Below are 20918 nucleotides of genomic sequence, written 5' to 3'. Positions count from 1 at the left end.
TAGGATGCCGGAAATTGCGACCGCGATTTCTACCGCGCGCCGACGAGGCTTGCGGTTGAAGCCGACCGTGAAGCGCATGAACAAGGCGATCGTCCGTTCCGCGGGCGTTGGGCCATCGATCTTTCCCTTTCGTCGCCCGCGGCTTGATCCGGGGTCCATGCCGCCACCCGCGGCTCGGTCGCCTGCGGAGAAATAGGCCCTGGAACAAGTTCAGGGTGACGGTAGCGGAGGCAGCGTGTCCGCGACCGAACCACCTTCCACAATTTTGCACCGCCCAGCCCCTTGCCGCCCGCGCGCGAAACCGTATCGAGGGCGGTGATGGCCGACGCCGCTCCCACCCCGATGATGGCGCAGTATCTCGCCCTGAAGGCGGAGGCGGACGACTGCCTGCTCTTCTATCGCATGGGCGATTTCTACGAGCTGTTCTTCGACGACGCCAAGCTCGCCAGCGGCGTGCTCGACATCGCGCTGACCGCGCGCGGCGAGCATGGCGGCGAGCGCATCCCGATGTGCGGCGTCCCCGCGCATGCGATGGACGGCTATCTCGCCCGCCTGATCAAGGCCGGGCACCGCGTCGCCATCGCCGACCAGATCGAGACGCCCGAGCAGGCGAAGAAGCGCGGCGGCTCCAAGGCGCTGGTGGCGCGTGCGATCATCCGCGTCGTCACCGCGGGCACGCTGACCGAGGAGAGCCTGCTCGACAGCCGCAGCGCCAACTGGTGCGCCGCGATCGGCGAGGCCGCGGGCGAGACCGCGATCGCCGCCGCCGACATCTCGACCGGCCGCTTCGAGATCCTCGAATGCGCCGCCGACGCGGTGGGCGCCGCGCTCGCCCGGCTCAATGCCGCCGAGGTGATCGCGCCCGAGGACTGCGAGCGTCACGAAGTCACCAGCACCCGCCCCCGCAGCGAGTTCGACAGCAGCCGCGGCGAAGCCCGGCTCAAGCAGCTCTACGGCGTCGCCACGCTCGACGGCTTCGGCCAGCTCGGCCGCGCGGCGCTCTCCGCCGCGGGCGGGCTCGTCGCCTATCTCGAGCATACCGCCAAGGGCGCGCTTCCCTTCCTGCGCCCGCCGCGCGTCACCCGCAGCGACGCGTGCATGGCGATCGACGCCGCCACCCGCGAGAGCCTCGAGCTGACCCAGAGCCAGGCCGGCACGCGCAGGGGCAGCCTGCTCGACGCGGCTGACCGCACCGTCACCGGCGCCGGCGCGCGCCTGCTCGGCGCCGACATCGCCGCGCCCTTGATGGACCGCGCGGCGATCGAGGCGCGGCTCGACCTCGTCCAGCGCTTCCACGACGAGCCCGGCCTGCGCGAGGACCTGCGCGCCGCGCTCCGCGCGCTCCCCGATATCGGCCGCGCGATCGGCCGCCTCGCCGCCGGGCGCGGTTCCCCGCGCGACCTCGGCCAGCTGCGCGACGGCCTCGATGGCGCGTGGCGGCTCGGCGAGACGCTGGGCAAGCTCAACGCCCCCCCTGCCCTTCTCGCCACCCTCGCGCCCGACTTGCGCGGCCATGGCGCCCTCATCGACCTGCTCCAGCGCGCGCTCGTCCCCGCCCCGCCGATCGACGCCGCGAACGGCGGCTATATCGCCGAGGGCTATGACGCCGCGCTCGACGATCTGCGCGACGCCGGCGCCGGCGGCCGCCGCGCGATCGCCGCGCTCGAGGCCGAGTTCAGGCAGCGCACCGGCATCGCCGCGCTCAAGATCAAGCACAATGGCGTGCTCGGCTATCATATCGAGGTCGCGGCCAAGCATGCCGACGACCTGATGCGCCCCGACAGCGGCTTCACCCATCGCCAGACGCTCGCCGGGGTGGTCCGCTTCAACGCGCCCGAGCTGCACGAGATCGCGCTCAAGGTCACGCAGGCCGGCGCCCATGCGCTCGCCGCCGAGGCCGCGCATCTCGAGGATCTCACCGCCGCGGCGCTCGACCGACGCGAGGCCATCGCCGCCACCGCCGACGCGCTCGCCCGGCTCGACGTCGCGAGCGCCCTCGCCGAGCGCGCGGCCGAAGGCGGCTGGACTCGCCCCGCGCTGGTCGACCATGCCTGTTTCGAGGTCGAGGGCGGCCGCCACCCGGTCGTCGAGGCGGCGCTGGACCGCGGCGGCGAGCGCTTCGTCGCCAATGACTGCGTCCTCTCGGAGAGCGACCGGCTGTGGCTCGTCACCGGTCCGAACATGGGCGGCAAGTCGACCTTCCTGCGCCAGAACGCGCTGATCGCCGTCCTCGCCCAGGCCGGTGCCTTCGTTCCCGCGGCGCGCGCGAAGCTCGGCCTCGTCGACCGCCTGTTCAGCCGCGTCGGCGCGTCGGACAATCTCGCGCGTGGCCGCTCGACCTTCATGGTCGAGATGGTCGAGACCGCCGCGATCCTGGCCCAGGCGACCCCGCGCAGCTTCGTCATCCTCGACGAGGTCGGGCGCGGCACCTCGACCTATGACGGCCTCGCCATCGCCTGGGCGGTGGTCGAGGCGATCCACGAGGACAATCGCTGCCGCTGCCTGTTCGCGACTCACTATCACGAGCTCACGCGCCTCGCCGAGCGCTGCGACGCGCTGTCGCTCCACCATGTCCGCGCGCGCGAGTGGAAGGGCGACCTGGTCCTGCTCCACGAGGTCGCCGACGGCCCCGCCGACCGCAGCTACGGCCTCGCCGTCGCGCGCCTCGCCGGCCTGCCCCCCGTCACCATCTCGCGCGCCAAGGCGGTGCTGGCCAAGCTCGAAGCGGGGCGCGAGAAGACCGGCGGGATCGCCGCGGGGCTCGACGACCTGCCGCTCTTCGCCGCCGCGGCCGAGCAGGAAGAGGAAGCCGTCGATGCCCTCCGCGCCGAGCTCGCCGGGCTCGACATCGACAGCCTGACTCCGCGCGAGGCGCTCGACACGCTATATCGGCTCAAGACATTGATGGACGGCTAGGTTCTGATGCGCGAATCCGGGTTTGTGGGCCTGCTCCAGGTCATCTTCGGCTGCGTCCGCGACGGCTTCGGCGCGCGCCGCGCCTGGGCGATCATGCTCGTCGTCGTGCTGCTCCTCGCGCTCCCCGTCGCGCTCCTCGCCCTGCTGGTGACGCTGGTCGTCTAGCACCAGCCTTCCTTCGTCGCCCCGGACTTGATCCGGGGCCCCGCTCCACCGCTGGAAAGTCACGTCGCCACGCTCGCGTCGCAATGTTCGACATTTTCACCTGAAAGGTGAACGCGCCAAAAGCCGAAACCCGAACATCGTGCGCACCTTGTTCTCCATTCTCCTCCTCTTGGGCCACCCGCGACAGCCGCCAACCCACGTATTTCCGGGCCCGCCCAGGGGTTCCACGTAGAACCCATTTGGTTATAACTGGAGAATGGCGGACACCATCTAGAATGGCGGCTGCACCCGCCCGCGATGCGCCTTTGCCGCCTCGACCCACCACAGCAAGTCGTCGGCGAACCGCTCGAACCCGCGCTCCAGCGCCGCCCCGCTCTCGCCCTGCGGCACGTCGTCGGCATCGATCGTCTGCCCGATCTGCGCGACGGTCAGCGTCGAGGGGACGACCACCATCCCCATCTCGGTCAGCGTCGGATGCCACATCGAATTGCTGCGCGCGCCGCCCAGCCGCCCGCCCGAATAGCTCGCGATCGCCGCGGGCCGCCAGAACCACTCATGGAAGAAATGGTCGGTCAGGTTCTTGAGCCCGGGCTGCATGCCCCAATTATACTCGCCCGCGACGAACACGAACCCGTCCGCCGCGCGCAGCTTGTCCGCCAGCTCTTCGATCACCGCCGGCGCCTCGCCCGGCGCATAGTCCATGTAACGCTTGTCGAGCATCGGCAGCCCGACCTCTTTCGCGTCGATCAGCTCGACGTCGCAGCCGCGCGCGGCCAGCCGCGCGGTCAGCCACCGCGCCAGCCGGATGCCCATCCGCGCTTCGCGGTACGAGCCGTAGAAGACCAGAATCCTGTGCGGCATGAACCCCTCTCTCGCGCGTGAACCGCGCCCAAAATGAAAGAGGCCACCGGGGCCATCTCTGGCACCCGGTGACCTCCGACATGGTCAGCGGCCGGAAGCTCCAGCCCGGGAGACCATGCGGGCCGCTTGTCCGCTGCTGGCGCCGTTGATTGGGGGAGGATACCCCCCGTGCGCCTTGCCGGTGGAGGGCTTCCACCGGGTGCAGTCAGAACTTAGCGGCGCGTCTCCCGAACGAACTGAACCGACCCCATTGCTGAACCATGAGACATCGGATCACCTCCTTTCGCTTGTTAAGACGGCGTGCCCGAACTGGGCACGACTCACTTTTGAATCATCCTGATTCACAGAACAAGTCTTGTATTGCATTGCGAAATCGGCGATTCATGGAGGTCTGGGCGTCGCGGATCGGACCGCGCCTTCAGGCCCGGCAATCCTCAGCGACGCGCAGCACCTCGGCCCAGGCCGGCACCACCAGCGGCGGAGCGCCTGGCCGTTCGACGATGAAGCGGCCGCGACTGAACCCCATCGCATCGATCAACGGGTCATTGGCCGGCAGCGCAGCCCGCCCGGATACGATCGGCAGGACCCGGGTCGCGCTGCTCGTGCGGATCGTGAACGAACCGGACGGGACGCCACCCACGGCAATCAGGAATTGGCGCGCCTCGCGCTGGCATTGCAGGACGAGTGCGCCGCCTCCGTCGGTTCCGCCGTAAATGGCAAGCGAACCACGCGCATCCGGACGGTAGATCCAATTGCCCGGCGTCAGCGGCCAGTCGCGCCAGTCGCTGCTCGCGGGCGGCGGCGGAGCGGGTGCCGGGGCCGGCGCCGGAACCGGTAGAGGCCGTGACGGCGCGGGCGGCGGGGCGGACGGCGCCACGCAACCGGCAAGAACGGCGAGCGAAGCGAAAGCAAGGATTTGACGCATGCCGAGCCTTATGGGCGAAGCCACCCGGCGGCTCAACCACTCGCGCCCGTTCAGCGCCGTCCCCCGCCCCACTTCCGCTGCACCTTGCCGAAGCGGGTCTTGCGCGTCCCCGGCTTGCCCTCGTTGCTGCGACCCATCACCGGCGCGCGGCGCTCGTCGTGAGGCAGCCCCAGCTCCTCGGCCTCGAGGCTGCGGATCTCGTCGCGCAGTCGGCCCGCTTCCTCGAACTCGAGGTTGGCGGCGGCGTCGCGCATCTTCTTCTCGAGCTCCTCGATGTACGCGCGCAGGTTGTGCCCGACCATGTGCGCCGGGCCGTCGTCGATCTCGACCGTCACCTGGTCCTTGCTCGCCACATGCGCGATGATGTCGCCGATGTTGCGCTTGATCGTGGTCGGCGTGATGCCGTGCTCGGCATTGTACGCCTGCTGCTTCTCGCGGCGGCGATTGGTTTCGTTGAGCGCGCGCTCCATGCTGCCGGTGATGCGGTCGGCATAGAGGATCACCCGCCCCTCCACGTTGCGCGCGGCGCGGCCGATTGTCTGGATCAGCGAGGTCTCGCTGCGCAGGAACCCCTCCTTGTCCGCATCGAGGATCGCGACCAGCCCGCACTCGGGGATATCGAGGCCTTCGCGCAACAGGTTGATCCCGATCAGCACGTCGTACACGCCGAGCCTGAGGTCGCGGATCAGCTCGATGCGCTCCAGCGTCTCGACGTCGCTGTGCATGTAGCGGACCTTGATCCCCGCCTCGTGCATATACTCCGTCAGGTCCTCGGCCATGCGCTTGGTCAGCGTGGTGACGAGCGTGCGGTAGCCCATCTCGGTGGTCTTGCGGCACTCGACGATCAGGTCCTGCACCTGCTCCTCGACCGGCTTGATCTCGACCGGCGGGTCGATCAGGCCGGTGGGGCGGATCACCTGCTCGCTGAACACGCCGCCGGTCTGGTCCATTTCCCACCCGCCCGGCGTCGCCGAGACGCACACGGTCTGCGGCCGCATCGCGTCCCACTCGTTGAAGCGCAGCGGGCGGTTGTCGATGCAGCTCGGCAGGCGGAAGCCGTACTCGGCGAGCGTGATCTTGCGGCGATGGTCGCCGCGCGCCATCGCACCGATCTGCGGCACGGTCTGGTGGCTCTCGTCGACGAACAGCAGGGCGTTCTCGGGCAGATACTCGAACAGCGTGGGCGGCGGCTCGCCGGGCAGGCGGCCGGTGAGGAAGCGGCTGTAATTCTCGATCCCCGCGCAGCTGCCCGTCGCGGCGATCATCTCCAGGTCGAAATGCGTGCGCTGCTCCAGCCGCTGCGCCTCGAGCAATTTGCCCTCGGCGTGCAGCTCCTTCAACCGCTCCGCGAGCTCGTGCTTGATCGCCTCCATCGCCTGCTTGAGCGTCGGCCCCGGCGTCACGTGGTGCGAATTGGCGTAGACGCGGATATAGTCGAGGTTCGCGACCTTGGCCCCGGTCAGCGGGTCGAACTCGGTGATCTCCTCGATATCGTCGCCGAAGAAGCTGATCCGCCAGGCGGTGTCCTCATAGTGCGAGGGGAAGATCTCGAGGCTGTCGCCGCGCACCCGGAAATTGCCGCGGGCGAAGGCGGCGTCGTTGCGCTTGTACTGCAGCGCGACGAGCTTGCGGATGATCTCGCGCTGGTCGGCCACCTGCCCCTTCTTGAGGTCGAAGATCATCGCCGAATAGGTCTCGACCGAGCCGATGCCGTAGAGGCACGAGACCGAGGCGACGATGATCACGTCGTCGCGCTCGAGCAGCGAGCGGGTGGCCGAGTGGCGCATCCGGTCGATCGCCTCGTTCACCGAGCTTTCCTTCTCGATATAGGTGTCCGACCGCGGCACATAGGCCTCGGGCTGGTAATAGTCGTAATAGCTGACGAAATACTCGACCGCGTTCTCGGGGAAGAACGACTTGAACTCGCCATAGAGCTGCGCGGCGAGGATCTTGTTGGGGGCGAGGATCAGCGCGGGACGCTGCAGCGCCTCGATCACCTTGGCCATGGTGAAGGTCTTGCCCGAGCCGGTGACGCCGAGCAGCACCTGGTCGCGCTCGCCGGCCAGCGCCGCCTCGGTCAGCTCGGCGATCGCGGTCGGCTGGTCGCCTGAGGGCTGATAGTCGCTGACCAGCTTGAACGCCTTGCCCCCCTCGCTCTTCTCGGGCCGCTGCGGGCGGTGCGGGACGAAGCCGTCCCCGGTCTCGGGCTCGGCGAGGCTGGTGCGGATCTGGATGGCCATGGCGGGAATATGGGGCCTTCGAAAGAAGAGGCAATCGGGTTCAGGGGACGCCCGAGCGGAAGAAGTCGGCCGCCTCCCTTCTCGTCTCCGCGATACCGCCTGTATAAGAACATATCAAGAACGATATGCGCAGAGCCCATTCTTAAATAAGGCGAAAATGTGGCAGCTCCGCCACATTGTTGACAAAATTCGCTTGGCGTGGGTTATTCCCGGCGGGCCGTGCCCCAAGCGTAACGAAGCAGGAGCCATTTATGTCCCGTTTGACCCCGCTGATTTTGCTTTGCCCGCTCGCGCTCGCCGCGTGCGGCGGATCCGAGCCCGCCGTGAAGGCGGAGAATGCGTCGATCGATCAGGTCGCCAAGGCCACCCAGGACGCCGTGAAGATGCAACCCGGCCAGTGGCAGACGCAGATCAAGTTCGTCTCGGTCGACGTGCCCGGCATGCCCAAGGCGCAGGCCGACATGATGGGTCAGCAGATGGCCAAGATGTCGGAAACCACCGCCGAGACCTGCGTCACGCCCGAAATGGTCAGCAAGCCGCCCAGCGAGATGTTCGGCGGCAAGGCCGGCAACGGCTGCACCTACGAGAAGTTCGAGCTGGCCGGCGGCAAGGTCGATGCGGTGATGACCTGCAAGCCGCAGACCGGCGGCGAGATGAAGGCCACCACCACCGGCACGATGAGCAGCACTTCCTACGAGCTCGCCAGCGACACGACCATGTCGGGCATGCCCGGGATGCCCGGCGGCGGCATGACGATGAAGACCCAGATCACCGGCAAGCGCGTCGGCGACTGCCCGGCCGCGACCAAGGGCTGAGATCAGCGCGCCGGGCGATAGGCCACGCGCCACATCGCCACGGCGATCCCGGCCGCGACCAGCGCGATCAGCGCGCTGGTCGCGGTCGCGCTGAGCCAGCGGAACAATGCCGTACGCGCGTCGCTCGGCGGCGCATCGAGCAGGCCGAAGCCATAGGTCTGCCCGGCGATGAAGACGATCATCGCCAATCCCGCGCCCAGCGCCGCGGCATGCCAGGCCTGGCGCCAGCCGAGAAGGTGAAGCACCAGCCACAGCGGCGCGGCCACGGTCGCGATTCCCAGCGTGACGAACAGGGCGCCGAGCGCCCAGGCCACGAGCAGCGATGCGGGATCGGACTGCCCGCCGGCGAGGACGAGCAGAAGGACCAGGACTCCGCCGAGCCCGCCCCCCGTCGCGAAGGCGAAGCCGGCGCGGTCGAGCGTCGTTTCATAATGGCGCGGCGGCGCGCGCATCGCGGTATCGTCCACGAATCCCCTCCCCAGGAGGCGCGCTGCATATCACCGGCGGGCAGCGGTGCTCAAGCGGAACGCCTCTATCCGACGTAACCGCTTGCGCAGTGTATGAGCTTTGCGCCACACCTCCCGCCGATCTACAGGGAGAATCGCATGTCCCGCTGGCTCCGCCGCGCCCTCGTCCTCAGTCTCGCGGCCTCCGCGCCCGCCCTCGCGCAGGAGGCCCCCGTCCCTCCCGTCGCGGCCAAGAAGCCGCATGAGGTGAAGGCGCCGTTCGGCGCGACGCGCGAGGACGAATATTACTGGCTGCGCGACGACACGCGGAAGAACCCCGAGATGCTGGCCTACCTCAAGGCCGAGAACGCCTATGCCGATGCGGTGATGGCGCCGACCAGGCCGCTACAGGAGGCGTTGTACAAGGAGATCGTCGGCCGCATCAAACAGGACGACAGCACGGTCCCGTATCTCGACAATGGCTACTGGTACTATACGCGCTTCGAGACGGGCGGGAACTATCCGATCGTCGCGCGCCGCAAGGGCCGGATGGATGCGCCGGAGGAAATCATCCTCGACCAGCCGGAGATGGCCAAGGGCGCCAACTTCTTTTCGATCGGCGGCCGCCAGGTCAGCCCCGACAACCGCCTGCTCGCCTATGCCGAGGACAAGGTCGGCCGCCGCCAATATGTGCTCAAGGTCAAGGATCTCACCAGCGGCCGGACGCTGGCCGACGAGATCCCCAACGCGCAGCCGGGGTTCGCCTGGGCGGGGGACAGCAAGACGATCTTCTATATCGAGAAGGATCCCGTCACCCTGCTCGGCAAGCGGGTGAAGGCGCATGTGCTGGGCACATCGGTGAGCCAGGACCGGCTGGTCTATGAGGAGAAGGACGACACCTTCTCGCTCGGCATCGGCCTCACCAGCTCGGAGAAGTTCGTCTGCATCTTCAGCAGCAAGACGGTGAGCGACGAGCAGCGCTGCGCGCCCGTCGACAATCCCGCGACCTTTACCGTGCTGGCGCCGCGCGAGCGCGACTTTCTCTATGGCGCGGACCATGTCGGCGACCACTGGGTGATCCGCACCAACTGGCAGGCACCCAACTACCGCCTGATGACCGCTCCCGACCGCGCGACCGGCGCGGGCAAGACGGCGTGGAAGGACCTGGTGCCGCACAGCGCGGACACCTTCATCGAAGGGTTCCAGCCGTTCGACCAGTATCTCGCGATCGAGGAGCGCTCGGGCGGCAACAAGCGGCTGCGGCTGCTCGACAATGACGGCAAGTCGAACTTCGTCGAAGCGGACGAGCCGGCCTATTCGATGGCGCTCAGCACCAATGCCGAGACCGCGACCGACTGGGTGCGCTACACCTACAACTCGCTGACGACCCCCTCGACGGTGATCGAGGCGAACATGAAGACCGGCGAGCGCAGGACGCTCAAGGTCACGCCGGTGCCGGGCTACGACAAGTCGAAATACGTCACCGAGCGCGTGTGGGCGACCGCGCGCGACGGGACCAAGGTCCCGGTAAGCCTGGTCTATGCCAAGGGCTTCAAGAAGGACGGGTCGGCCGCGCTGTTCCAATACGCCTATGGCAGCTACGGCTATTCGACCGATCCGGGCTTCTCGCCGATGCTGCCCAGCCTGCTCGACCGCGGCATGGTCTATGCCATCGCGCATATCCGCGGCGGGCAGGAAATGGGCCGCAAATGGTATGACGACGGGCGCATGTTCAACAAGAAGAACAGCTTCACCGACTTCATCGACGTCACCGAATATCTGGTGAAGGCGGGCTATGCGAAGAAGGGCCGCGTCGCCGCGATGGGCGGCAGCGCCGGCGGCCTCCTGATGGGCGGGGTCACCAACATGGCGCCGCAGGACTATGGCGCGATCGTCAGCCTGGTGCCGTTCGTCGATGTCGTGACGACGATGCTCGACCCGACCATCCCGCTCACCACCGGCGAATATGACGAGTGGGGCAATCCGGAGAACAAGGCGAGCTACGACTATATGCTGAGCTACTCGCCCTACGACCAGCTGACCCGCAAGGCCTATCCGGCGATCTTCGTCGGTACGGGCCTGTGGGACAGCCAGGTGCAATATTACGAGCCGGCCAAGTACGTCGCACGGCTGCGCACGCTCAAGACCGACAGCAACCCGCTGCTGTTCCGCGTCAACATGGAGGCCGGGCATGGCGGCAAGTCGGGGCGGTTCGAGCGGTTCCGCGAGCAGGCCGAATATCTCGCCTTCGCGCTCGACCAGTTGAAGGTGCAGTGACGGCGCGGTAGCGGGAGGCCATGGAAAAGCTTCCCGCTACCGAGACCGAGGCCGCCGCAGAACTGGAAACGCTGGCGAGCGAGATCGCGCGCCACAACCGGCTCTACCACACCGACGACGCGCCCGAGATCAGCGACGCCGAATATGACGCGCTGATGCGGCGCAACGCGGCGATCGAGGCGGCCTTTCCCGATCTTGTCCGCGCCGACTCGCCCTCGAAGCTGGTGGGTTCCGCGCCCGCCGGACATCTCGCCAAGGTGCGCCACGCCCAGGCGATGATGAGCCTCGACAACGCCTTCTCCGACGACGAGGTGGTCGAGTTCGTGCTGCGCGTGCGGCGCTTCCTCAAGCTCGGCGAGGACGACCGCGTCGCGCTCACCGCCGAGCCCAAGATCGACGGCCTGTCCTGCTCGCTGCGCTACGAGAACCGCAAGCTCGTGCTCGCCGCGACGCGCGGCGACGGGCAGGTCGGCGAGAATGTGACACCCAACGTGCTGACCATTTCCGACATCCCGACCGAACTGCCAGCCGATGCCCCGGACGTGTTCGAGGTCCGCGGCGAGGTCTATATGGCGAAGGACGACTTCCTCGCGCTCAATGCCCGGCTGCTCGCCGAGGCCGAGGAAGCGGGTAAGGAGGCGCGCCAGTTCGCCAACCCGCGCAACGCCGCCGCCGGATCGCTGCGCCAGAAGGACGCCGCGGTCACCGCGGCGCGCCCGCTGCGCTTCCTCGCGCATGGCTGGGGCGAGGCCTCGGCGGTGCCGGGCACCACGCAATATGAGGTGATGAAGACGATCGAGCGCTGGGGCTTCCCGCTCCACCCGCTGTTCATCGAGTGCGTCCAGGTCGAGCCGGCGCTGGCCCAGTATCGCAGGATCGAGAAGCAGCGCGCCGACCTGCCCTTCGACATCGACGGCGTGGTCTACAAGGTCGACCGGCTCGACTGGCAGGCGCGGCTCGGCAGCGTCGGCCGCGCGCCGCGCTGGGCGATCGCGCACAAATTCCCGGCCGAGCGGGCGCAGACCACGCTCAACGCGATCGACATCCAGGTCGGCCGCACCGGCAAGCTTACCCCCGTCGCGCGGCTCGAGCCGGTGACGGTCGGCGGCGTCACCGTCACCAATGCGACGCTGCACAATGCCGACGAGATCGCCCGTCTCGGCGTCCGCCCGGGCGACCGGGTGGTCCTTCAGCGCGCCGGCGACGTGATCCCGCAGATCGTCGAGAACCTGACGCGCGACGACGCGCGCGAAGCCTATATCTTCCCCACCCACTGTCCGATCTGCCAGTCCGAAGCGACGCGCGAGGAAGGCGAGGTCGACTATCGCTGCACCGGCGGGCTGATCTGCCCCGCCCAGCGCCACGAGCGGCTGCGCCATTTCGTCAGTCGCGGCGCGCTCGACATCGAGGGGCTGGGCGACAAGACCATCGCGGAATTCCTCGAGCTCGGCTGGATCGCCGAGCCCGCCGACATCTTCCGCCTCGCCGCGCATCGCGACGAGCTGCTCGGGCGCGAGGGGTGGAAGGACAAGTCGGTCGACAACCTCCTCGCCGCGATCGAAGCCAAGCGTGCGCCCGACGCGGTGCGGCTGCTGTTCGGCCTGGGCATCCGCCATGTCGGTTCGGTCACCGCGCGCGACCTGCTCAAACGCTATTCCACCTTGCCCGCCATCCAGGCGCTGGCCGACGAGGTGATCGCGCTGCGCGGCGCGATGACGCCGAACGAGGGCGAGGAGGCCAGCAAGTTCCAAACCCGTCTCGACAAGGCGATCGCCGAGCATATCGGGGTCGAGAATGTCGGCGCGGCAGTCGGCCATGCGCTCGCCGATTTCTTCCACGAGCCGCACAACCGCGCGGTGTGGGACGACCTCCTCGCCGAGGTGTCTCCTCCGCCCTTCGTGGTCGAGGCGCGCGACTCGGAAGTAAGCGGCCAGACCATCGTGTTCACCGGCAGCCTCGAGACGCTGAGTCGCGACGAGGCCAAGGCGCAAGCGGAGTCGCTCGGCGCCCGAGTCGCGGGGTCGGTGTCCGCGAAAACCGACCTCGTGGTCGCCGGCCCCGGCGCCGGATCGAAGCTCAAAAAGGCCGCGGAACTCGGAATCCGGGTGATCGACGAGGCGCAATGGGCGGAAATCGTAGGTTCTGCCCGCTGACGGGGGGTGATGCTTTTTTGCAACGCACAACGGGCTTGAATCAATTGTAACAATCTCGCAAAGAATCCTTCCCATGGGGCAGCGCAAGACGGTGAAGATCACCGCATGCGCAGGCTTTCAGAGCCGATCCTAAGGGGACAATAATGCGAAACCATCTGCTTTTCGGTGCGGCCGTTGCCGCGCTCGTGATTCCTGCCGCGGCGAGCGCGCAGCAGATCACCTCCGGCATCGTCGGCACCGTGACCGACGAGAACGGCACCCCGCTCACCGGCGCGAGCGTGACGATCACCGACACCCGCACGGGCGCCGAGCGCACGCTCACCACCGGTGCCGGCGGCACCTTCAGCGCCTCGGGCCTGGTCACCGGCGGTCCCTACACCGTCACGGCGACCGCTGACGGCTTCGAGGGCCAGACCGTCAACGACATCAACACCACCCTTCAGGGCAACACGAGCCTGACCTTCGCGCTCGCGTCGGGCGGCGGCGAGATCGTCGTGACCGGCAGCCGCGTCCGCGCGACCACGCTCGCGGTCGGCCCGGGCACCTCGTTCGGCGCCGAAGTCCTCGCCGCAGCCCCCAGCTTCAACCGCGACGTGCGCGACGTGATCCGCATCGACCCGCGCGTCAGCCTCGACCGTGACGATGGCGGCTCGGGCCAGGACCGCATCTCGTGCCTCGGCGGCAATGACCGCGGCAACACCTTTACCGTCGACGGCATCGCGCAGAGCGACATCTACGGCCTCAACGATACCGGTTTCTCGGCGCGCAGCTCGACCCCGCTGCCCTATGACGCGATCCGCGAGACTCAGGTGCAGTTCGCGCCGTTCGACGTCGACTATGGGCAGTTCACCGGCTGCGCGATCAACGTCGTCACCAAGTCGGGCACCAACGATTACAAGGCTGGCGCCTATTTCGAATATTCCGATTCGAACCTGCGCGGCGAGACCGTCGCCGGCCGCGCGGTCGCGCCGATCAAGCCCGAGAAGCGTTGGGGCGTGAACCTGGGCGGCCCGATCATCAAAGACCGCCTGTTCATCTTCGGCGCCTATGAGCATCATGAGGCCGGCCAGTCGCAGGACGACGGCCCCACCGGCGCCGGCTATGCCAATCCGCAGACCGGCATCAGCCTCGCGCAGTTCAACGAAATCCGCGAGGTCCTGAGGACCACCTACGGGATCGATACCGGCGATCTGGTGACCAGCCGCGACTATAAGAGCGACCGCTATTTCGGCCGCGTCGACTGGCAGATCACCGACAACCATCGCCTCGAGGGCACCTATCAGCGGCTCGAAGAGTCGACCGTCCGCCCGGACGACCTGTTCACCGGCAGCTCGCCCCAGGCGATCGGCGCGAACACCTATTATCTGAGCGGTACGGTCTCCGACTATTATTCGGGCCGCCTCTATTCGCAGTGGAGCGACAATTTCTCGACCGAGCTGCGTTATGCCCGCTCGGAGATCACCGACCGGCAGGATCCGGTCGGCGGCGGCGAGGCGCAGTCGGGCAACCCGATCCCGCGCATCATCGTCGGTATCGACAATGCGACCGGCCCCGACGGCGCCGTGCTCGCCGGGCCGGGCACCTCGCGCTCGGCCAACGACCTGCGCACCAAGATCAGCCAGTATCGCGCCGTCGCGAATCTGACGATGGGCGATCACCGCATCAAGTTCGGCGCTGAGCTCAACCAGGCGGATCTGTTCAACCTGTTCGTCCAGAACGCCACCGGCACGCTGGCGTTCGAGAGCGTCGCCGACCTGCGCGCCGGCCTGCTCTCGCGCGGCCGCACGGTTGCCAACACGCCGCCCCTCACCGGCAACCTCTGCTCGTCCACCACGACGACGACGCCGATCAACCTGGTCAACGGCTGCACCTATGGCGCGTTCGGCAACTTCACGCCGACCGGCGACATCACCACCGCCGCCGCCGAATTCTCGCGTAGCATCTTCTCGGTCTATGCGCAGGACGAGTGGCGAGCGACCGACGCGCTGAAGGTCACCGCGGGCATCCGCGTCGACTGGTATGATGGCGGCCGTCCGGACCACAACCCGGTGTTCCAGCAGCGCTACGGCTTCTCGAACAGCACTGGCTTCAGCAACATCGATCCGGTGATCCTGCCGCGCGCCGCCGTCACCTATGACTTCGGCAATGACGGCATGTTCTCCCGCACGCAGCTGCGTGCCGGCGTCGGCATCTTCTCGGGCGGCGATCCGCTGGTGTGGTTCGGCAATGCCTTCCAGAACGACGGCAGCACCTTCGCCACGGGTCAGAGCACGACGGCGGCTTGTGGCGCGGCGCGCCTCAACGTGCTGAGCGGCGGCACCTTCAGCGGCGTGCCGACCTGCATCCGTGCCGCGGCTCAGGCAAGCGCGGGGGCCAGCCAGGGCAACACCCAGTCGATCGATCCGAACATCAAGATGCCGACCGTGCTTCGCGCGAACATCGGCCTGCGGACCGAGCTGAACCTGGCGCCGAGCGGCTTCTTCAGCGGTTGGAACATCGATCTCGACTATATCTACAGCAAGTATCGCAACCCGTTCACGCTGGTCGATCTGGCTCAGGCGATCAACCCGGCGATCGGCCTCAACGGCTACACCATCGACGGCCGCCCGATCTATCGCACGATCGATCTGCTCGCCACCGGCTGCACCGGCCGCCTGGTCGATGCGGGCGCACCGCCCGTCTTCACCGGCCTCAACGCAGCCTGCTTCACCGGCAGCCGCGGCGCCGAGCTGATGCTGACCAACCAGGACGGCTATCGCAGCCATATCGCGTCGTTCCTCCTCTCGAAGAACTTCGAGGGCGGCCTGATCACCGAGGGCGGCTCGACCTATGTGAACATCGGCTATGCGTACACCGACGCGCATGACCGCCGGAACATGTACAACTCGACCGCCGGCTCGAACTATGGCCAGAGCGCCGCGTTCGACCGCCAGAACCCGGCCGAATCGACCGGCTTCTACGAGAGCCGCCACAACATCACCTTCTCGGCGAACTTCCGGAACGAGTTCTTCTCGGATCTCGGCACCTCGCTGGGCATCAGCTTCGTGGCGCGCGCGGGCCGTCCGTACAGCCTGACCTGGTCGGGCAACAACGTGTTCAACCCCACCAATGGCGGTCTGACCACCAACGACAACGCGCTGGTCTACATCCCCACCGGCGTCAGCGATCCCAACATCGCCCCGACCTCGAACGCGACGGCCGTCTCGGACCTCGTCACCTTCGTGAACGGCCTGGATTGCGCCAAGAAATATGCGGGCCGCACGATCCCGCGGAATACCTGCCGCAACGACTGGTATTTCGACATGGATCTGACCTTCTCGCAGGAGCTGCCGGGGCCGGGCCGTCTGTTCGGCCGCAACGACCGCATCAAGGCGTTCGTGATGGTCGACAACTTCCTGAACCTGCTCGACGAGAATTGGAACGTCCAGCGCCGCCGCAACTTCTTCGGCGTGCAGGACATTGCCTCGACCTCGGGCGTGGATGCGCAGGGCCGCTACATCATCACCAGCGCGGCGGGTTCGACCACCTTCGCTGCCGACAACCAGATCAACGTCTCGTCGTCGGTGTGGCGCCTGAAGTTCGGCGTCAGCTACGACTTCTGATCCTTCGCGATCAGGCGAAAGCGAAGCCGCCGCTCCGGAAACGGGGCGGCGGTTTTCGTTTGAAGCGGCGGCGGAATGGGCACGGGCCAGCCGCGGGCGCTCGCCGCAGTACACGATGCGCCTGGCCAACTATTCGCCGCCGATGTGAGAAGGTGGGAGCCGGGACGACCCGACACGAAAATCGTTACGGCTGCTTCCTTCCGGACCTGACCGGGTTGGCGACGGCATCGTCCGCCCGACTCCCGCGGCGCATATGGGGGAAACCTCCCCCGATTGCAATGTTCAGGCGAACAACAGCCCCACCAGCTCGCCCACCTTGGCATGCGCGGCATTCGCCTGCGCCAGCGGCAGCATCGGCGCGTCGATGTAGCAGGTGATCAGGATCGGCTTGCGGCCGGGCGGGGTCGCGATCGCGACGTCGTTGACATAGCCCTCGCCGCTGGTGCCGGTCTTGTCGCCGACGCGCCACGTTTTCGGCAGGCCGGCGCGCAGCCGCTCCTTGCCGGTGGGCGAGGCCTCCATCCAGCCCGTCAGCTTCGCGCGCGACTCCGGCGACAGCGTCTCGCCGAGCAGCAGCGCGTTGAGCAGCCACAGCATCGCCTGGGGCGTGGTCGTGTCGCGCACCTCGCCGTTGCGGACGATGTTGAGCGTCGGCTCGTCGCGGTCGGAGCGGGTGATCGCGTCCCCGGCCGCGCGGATGAACTTGGTGAGCCCGCGCGGGCCCGAGATCTGGCCGAAGACGAGGTTGGCGGCGCTGTTGTCGCTCATCACCACTGCCGCTTCGAGCAGCGTCTCGATCGGCAGCGCACCCTTGGCGAGGTTGGCCTTCACCACCGGCGCGTGGTCGAGCAGGTCGGCCTCGCTGAAGCGGATCTCGCGCGACAAGTCGATCTCGCCGCGATCGGCGCGCGCCAGCACCGCGGCGGCGAGCGGCACCTTGAAGGTCGAGCACATCGCGAAGCGCGCCTCGGCGCCGTCGAAGAAACGCCGCCCGGTGCCGCTGTCATAGACCGCGAGCCCGAGCCGTCCGCCGGTCTCCTCGCGGATCCGGTCGAGCGCGCTCTTCTTCTGCGCCAGCGCGGCGGCGGGGAAGGCGGCGAGCGCGGCGGCGCCCGCGATCATGTGGCGGCGAGTCGGTGTCATCATCTTCCCTGCATATCGCGATGTTCTGACGGGAGCCTGACCGTCAATCCGTCGAGCGACGGGTCGAGCACGATCTGGCACGAAAGCCGGCTGGTGCGCGTGGCACCCACGGCGAGGTCGAGCATGTCCTCCTCCTCCTCGCTGGCGCGCGGGAGGCGGTCGAAATCCTCCGACGCGACGATGACATGACAGGTCGAGCAGGCCATCTGCCCCTCGCACGTCCCTTCCAGCGGCATGCCCCTGGCCTGTCCCACCTCGAGCAGCCGCTCGCCCGGTGCCGCCTCGGCCTCGCAGGCGAGGTCGCCGTCGGGCGTCAGGAAGCGCACGCGGATCATGCCGCGAACCTCTGTTCGCGCGCCGCGGCGTCGATCCGCTCGACCGCGCCGAGCAGTTCCTCCTCGGTCGTGTAGCGGCCGAAGCCGAGCCGGATGCTCGACCGCGCATCGGCATCGCTGAGGCCGATCGCCTTGAGCACATGGCTCGGCCGCCCCGACCCGCTCGCGCAGGCAGAGCCCGCCGAGAAGGCGATGTCGCGCAGGTCGGAAATCAGCCGCGCGACGTCGAGACCGGGGTAGCGCATGTTGAGATTGCCGGGATAGCGCTCGCCCTGCGAGCCGTTCAGCGCCCACCCCGCCCCGCCCAGCGCCTGAAAGGCCTTGCGGTGCAGCCGCGCGACATGCGCGCGATCGGCGCCGAAACGCTGCTTGGCGAGCCTGGCCGCCGCGCCGAACCCCGCGCACAGCGCCGGCGAGAGCGTGCCCGAACGCCCGCCCGGCTCCTGCCCGCCGCCATGGAGCAGCGGCTCCAGGGTCACCCCGTCGCGCACCCACAGCGCGCCGACACCCTTGGGCCCGTGGACCTTGTGCGCCGACACCGCGACCAGGTCGCACGCCTCGGGGATGATCTCGCGGGCATAGCCCTGCACGGCATCGCACAGCAGCAGCGCGCCGGCCTGCTTGGCCAGCGTCGCGAGTTCCTCGATCGGCTGGATCGTGCCGATCTCGTTGTTGACCAGCATCGCCGCGACCAGTCCCGTGCCCGGCTTGATCGCCGCGCGCGCCGCGGTCAGCTCGACCAGCCCGTCGCTGCCGACCGGGAGCACGGTCACCTCGCGCCCGCGCCGCGCTTCGGCCGCGACGGTGTCGAGCACCGCGGCATGTTCGGTCGCGATCGTCACGATCGGGCCGGTGCTGCCCTTGATCGCCCAGTTGAGCGCCTCGGTCGCGCCGCTGGTGAAGCTGACGGTGCCGTTGTCGGGCATCAGGGCGGCGACCGCTTCGCGCGCGACCTCGACCGCCGCCTTGGCCTTGCGCCCGGGCGCGTGCGCCGAATGCGGGTTGGCGAAGTCGTCGCTCAGCCAGCTGCGCATCGCCTCCAGCGCCTCGGGTGCGAGCGGAGTGGTCGCCTGATAGTCGAGATAGGTCATCCTGCCTTCGCCGCTGCCCCCATTGCGATGTCGATCCACGCGTCGGTGAACCGCCTGATCTCCCCGGCGGTCGTCGACCAGCCGGTGCTCAGCCGGATCGTCCGCGCCGCCACCTCCGGCTCGACCCCGAATGCTTCGAGCACCCGGCTCGGCTTGAGCGTGCCCGAGGCGCAGGCGCTGCCTGCCGATACCGCGAATCCCTTCAAGTCGAACCGCACCAGCTGCGCCGCGGCGCTGAGGTTCGGCATCGCCAGCGCGCTGATCGCACTCACGGTCTCGCCATAGCCGGTGAGATGCCGCGCGCCATAGGTTTCGAGCGCGCGATGCATCTCGCGCAGCGCCTGATGCCGCTCCGCCTCGGGCGCCCCGCCGCGCTTCGCCGCCCACGCCTCGACCGCCGCCGCGAAGCCCAGCACCGCGGGGAGGTTCTCGGTGCCGCCGCGATAGCCGAACTCCTGCCCGCCCGAGGGCTCGAGCAAGCCGAGATCGCCGACCAGCAGCGCGCCGACGCCGATCGGCCCACCGAGCTTGTGCGCGGAGATGACGATCAGCTGCCCTTGTCGCGGGAATCGCTCCAGCCCCCAGAGCTGCGAGGCATCGCTCACCAGCACCCCGCCGCCGGCCTCGATCATCGGCGCATAGCGTTCGACCGGCTGGACCTTGCCCGTCTCGGGATTGACCCACTGGATCGCGATCACCGGCCGGTCGCCGGCCGCCAGCGCATCCTCGACCGCATCGGGATCGACATCCCATTCGCGGTTGACCGGCAGCACACTGGCCTCGGGCGCCGCACGCAGCACCGCATCATGCTCGACCGAGGAACGCCAGCGCCGCCCGCCCTTGGCGCGCCGCAGCGCGATTCCCAGCGCCTCGCTCGCCCCGCTGGTGAACAGGACCTGCCCCTCCCAGCCCAGCGCCGCCTTGATCCGCTCGCGCGCATCTTCGAGCGCGGCGCGCGCAGCGCGGCCCTCGGCGTGCGGCGAGGAGGGGTTCGCCCAGCGCAGCATCCCTTCGATCATCGCCTCGCGCGCCTCCGGGCGCATCGGCGAGGTCGCGGCATGGTCGAGATAGATACGCTCGGTCAGGGTGGGACTCGTTTGAAATTGCGTGCAGGGGCTTGGCGACTATATAGCCTCCATCACTTTTCGCGCCACCGCGCGTCCCACATACTCAAGCAGGTAGCTCTTGCCCGAAGTCATCATCCCCGGTCCCGAAGGCCGTCTCGAAGGGCGTTTCGCCCCCGCTCCCCGTCCCCGCGCGCCGGTGGCGATGATCCTCCACCCGCATCCCAATGCGGGCGGCACGATGAACAATCGCATGGTGCAGGAGCTCTACAAGACCTTCCAGCGCCGCGGTTTCGCGACGTTGCGCTTCAACTTCCGCGGTGTCGGCAAGAGCCAGGGCACGTTCGACAACGGCATCGGCGAGCTCAGCGACGCCGCGTCGGCGCTCGACTGGGTGCAGAGCTTCCATCCCGAAGCCTCGACCACCTGGATCGCGGGCGTCAGCTTCGGCGCGTGGATCGGCATGCAGCTGCTGATGCGCCGGCCGGAGATTCGCGGCTTCATCTCGATCGCGCCGCCGGCGAACATGTACGACTTCACCTTCCTCGCCCCGTGCCCGTCCTCGGGCATCATCATCCAGGGCGAGGCGGACGAAGTGGTGACGCCGAGCGCGGTGCAGAAGCTGGTCGACAAGCTGCGCACGCAGAAGCACATCACCATCCACCACGACACCATCCCCGGCGCGAACCATTTCTTCGAGCACGAGATGGATCAGCTGATGGGTAGCGTGGACAAGTATCTCGACATGCGGCTCGACCCGAACTCGCCGATCCGGTGAGGGCTTCCAGCCCTCTCCCGCTTGCGGGGGAGGGCTGGGCGAGGGCCTTCCACGATCGACAGAGGCCGGGGCGATGCCTCGGCCTTTTGCTTTTCGGCGAACGCGAT

General features: G+C 68.2%; 15 protein-coding genes and 1 other RNA gene. 7 read left to right on the top strand and 9 right to left on the bottom strand.

The features are described 5' to 3' along the window. Nucleotides 1–342 precede the first annotated feature (342 nt). Nucleotides 343–2916: a DNA mismatch repair protein MutS gene (gene mutS / locus ACO227_RS12720; protein WP_423607347.1), complete on the top strand. Its 2574-nt coding sequence runs from the start codon at nt 343–345 to the stop codon at nt 2914–2916. A gap of 6 nt (nt 2917–2922) precedes the next feature. After that, on the top strand, nt 2923–3081 hold the full coding sequence (locus ACO227_RS12715; RefSeq protein WP_423602197.1) for a hypothetical protein: 159 nt from the start codon (nt 2923–2925) through the stop codon (nt 3079–3081). Nucleotides 3082–3351: 270 nt separating this feature from the next. On the opposite strand, the gene ACO227_RS12710 is transcribed toward ACO227_RS12715, so the two are convergent. From ACO227_RS12710 to uvrB, 3 genes are all read right to left on the bottom strand, one after another. After that, on the bottom strand, nt 3352–3942 hold the full coding sequence (locus ACO227_RS12710) for an NADPH-dependent FMN reductase (RefSeq protein ID WP_423602196.1): 591 nt from the start codon (nt 3940–3942) through the stop codon (nt 3352–3354). Between the two features lie 418 nt (nt 3943–4360). Further along, nucleotides 4361–4867 carry a hypothetical protein gene (locus ACO227_RS12705; RefSeq protein WP_423602195.1) on the bottom strand — a complete coding sequence of 169 codons (507 nt, stop codon included), beginning with the start codon at nt 4865–4867 and terminating at the stop codon, nt 4361–4363. Nucleotides 4868–4917: 50 nt separating this feature from the next. Then, nucleotides 4918–7107 (bottom strand): excinuclease ABC subunit UvrB, encoded by a 2190-nt coding sequence (uvrB, locus tag ACO227_RS12700; RefSeq protein ID WP_423602194.1) that lies wholly within the window; start codon nt 7105–7107, stop codon nt 4918–4920. A 251-nt stretch (nt 7108–7358) separates the two neighbouring features. Between uvrB and ACO227_RS12695 the strand changes: the two genes are divergently transcribed. Beyond that, complete coding sequence (locus ACO227_RS12695) at nt 7359–7922, top strand: DUF3617 domain-containing protein (protein WP_423602193.1); 564 nt, start codon at nt 7359–7361, stop codon at nt 7920–7922. A gap of 2 nt (nt 7923–7924) precedes the next feature. Here the strand turns inward: ACO227_RS12695 and ACO227_RS12690 are convergent, their stop codons facing one another. After that, complete coding sequence (locus tag ACO227_RS12690) at nt 7925–8389, bottom strand: hypothetical protein (RefSeq protein ID WP_423602192.1); 465 nt, start codon at nt 8387–8389, stop codon at nt 7925–7927. A gap of 138 nt (nt 8390–8527) precedes the next feature. Here ACO227_RS12690 and ACO227_RS12685 point away from each other — a divergent pair, with 138 nt between their 5' ends. The 3 genes from ACO227_RS12685 (at nt 8528) to ACO227_RS12675 (ending at nt 16400) form a co-directional block, all read left to right on the top strand. After that, nucleotides 8528–10645 carry a S9 family peptidase gene (locus ACO227_RS12685; RefSeq protein WP_423602191.1) on the top strand — a complete coding sequence of 706 codons (2118 nt, stop codon included), beginning with the start codon at nt 8528–8530 and terminating at the stop codon, nt 10643–10645. A 20-nt stretch (nt 10646–10665) separates the two neighbouring features. Beyond that, on the top strand, nt 10666–12798 hold the full coding sequence (gene ligA, locus ACO227_RS12680) for an NAD-dependent DNA ligase LigA (protein ID WP_423602190.1): 2133 nt from the start codon (nt 10666–10668) through the stop codon (nt 12796–12798). A gap of 143 nt (nt 12799–12941) precedes the next feature. Further along, nucleotides 12942–16400 (top strand): TonB-dependent receptor, encoded by a 3459-nt coding sequence (locus ACO227_RS12675; protein WP_423602189.1) that lies wholly within the window; start codon nt 12942–12944, stop codon nt 16398–16400. A 148-nt stretch (nt 16401–16548) separates the two neighbouring features. On the opposite strand, the gene ffs is transcribed toward ACO227_RS12675, so the two are convergent. The 5 genes from ffs to ACO227_RS12650 form a co-directional block, all read right to left on the bottom strand. Then, an RNA gene (ffs, locus tag ACO227_RS12670) (signal recognition particle sRNA small type) lies at nt 16549–16647 on the bottom strand. Between the two features lie 35 nt (nt 16648–16682). Then, nucleotides 16683–17546 carry a class A beta-lactamase gene (bla, locus tag ACO227_RS12665; protein ID WP_423602188.1) on the bottom strand — a complete coding sequence of 288 codons (864 nt, stop codon included), beginning with the start codon at nt 17544–17546 and terminating at the stop codon, nt 16683–16685. Then, nucleotides 17543–17878 (bottom strand): 2Fe-2S iron-sulfur cluster-binding protein, encoded by a 336-nt coding sequence (locus ACO227_RS12660; protein WP_423602187.1) that lies wholly within the window; start codon nt 17876–17878, stop codon nt 17543–17545. The genes bla and ACO227_RS12660 overlap by 4 nt, the downstream gene beginning before the upstream one ends. Beyond that, nucleotides 17875–18969, bottom strand: coding sequence for a cysteine desulfurase family protein (locus tag ACO227_RS12655; RefSeq protein ID WP_423602186.1), 1095 nt, complete (start codon nt 18967–18969; stop codon nt 17875–17877). Before ACO227_RS12655 ends, ACO227_RS12660 begins: the two co-directional genes overlap by 4 nt. Continuing rightward, complete coding sequence (locus tag ACO227_RS12650) at nt 18966–20012, bottom strand: cysteine desulfurase family protein (RefSeq protein WP_423602185.1); 1047 nt, start codon at nt 20010–20012, stop codon at nt 18966–18968. Before ACO227_RS12650 ends, ACO227_RS12655 begins: the two co-directional genes overlap by 4 nt. A 142-nt stretch (nt 20013–20154) precedes the next feature. On the opposite strand from ACO227_RS12650, the gene ACO227_RS12645 reads away from it, so the two are divergent. Beyond that, nucleotides 20155–20811, top strand: coding sequence for an alpha/beta hydrolase (locus tag ACO227_RS12645; protein WP_423602184.1), 657 nt, complete (start codon nt 20155–20157; stop codon nt 20809–20811). Nucleotides 20812–20918: the final 107 nt, after the last annotated feature.

The sequence above is a fragment of the Sphingomonas sp. MS122 genome (assembly GCF_049532975.1).
In the GTDB taxonomy this organism is placed as follows: domain Bacteria; phylum Pseudomonadota; class Alphaproteobacteria; order Sphingomonadales; family Sphingomonadaceae; genus Sphingomonas.
The sequence above is the reverse complement of the archived record's forward strand: the minus strand, read 5'-3'. Positions and strand labels throughout refer to the sequence as shown.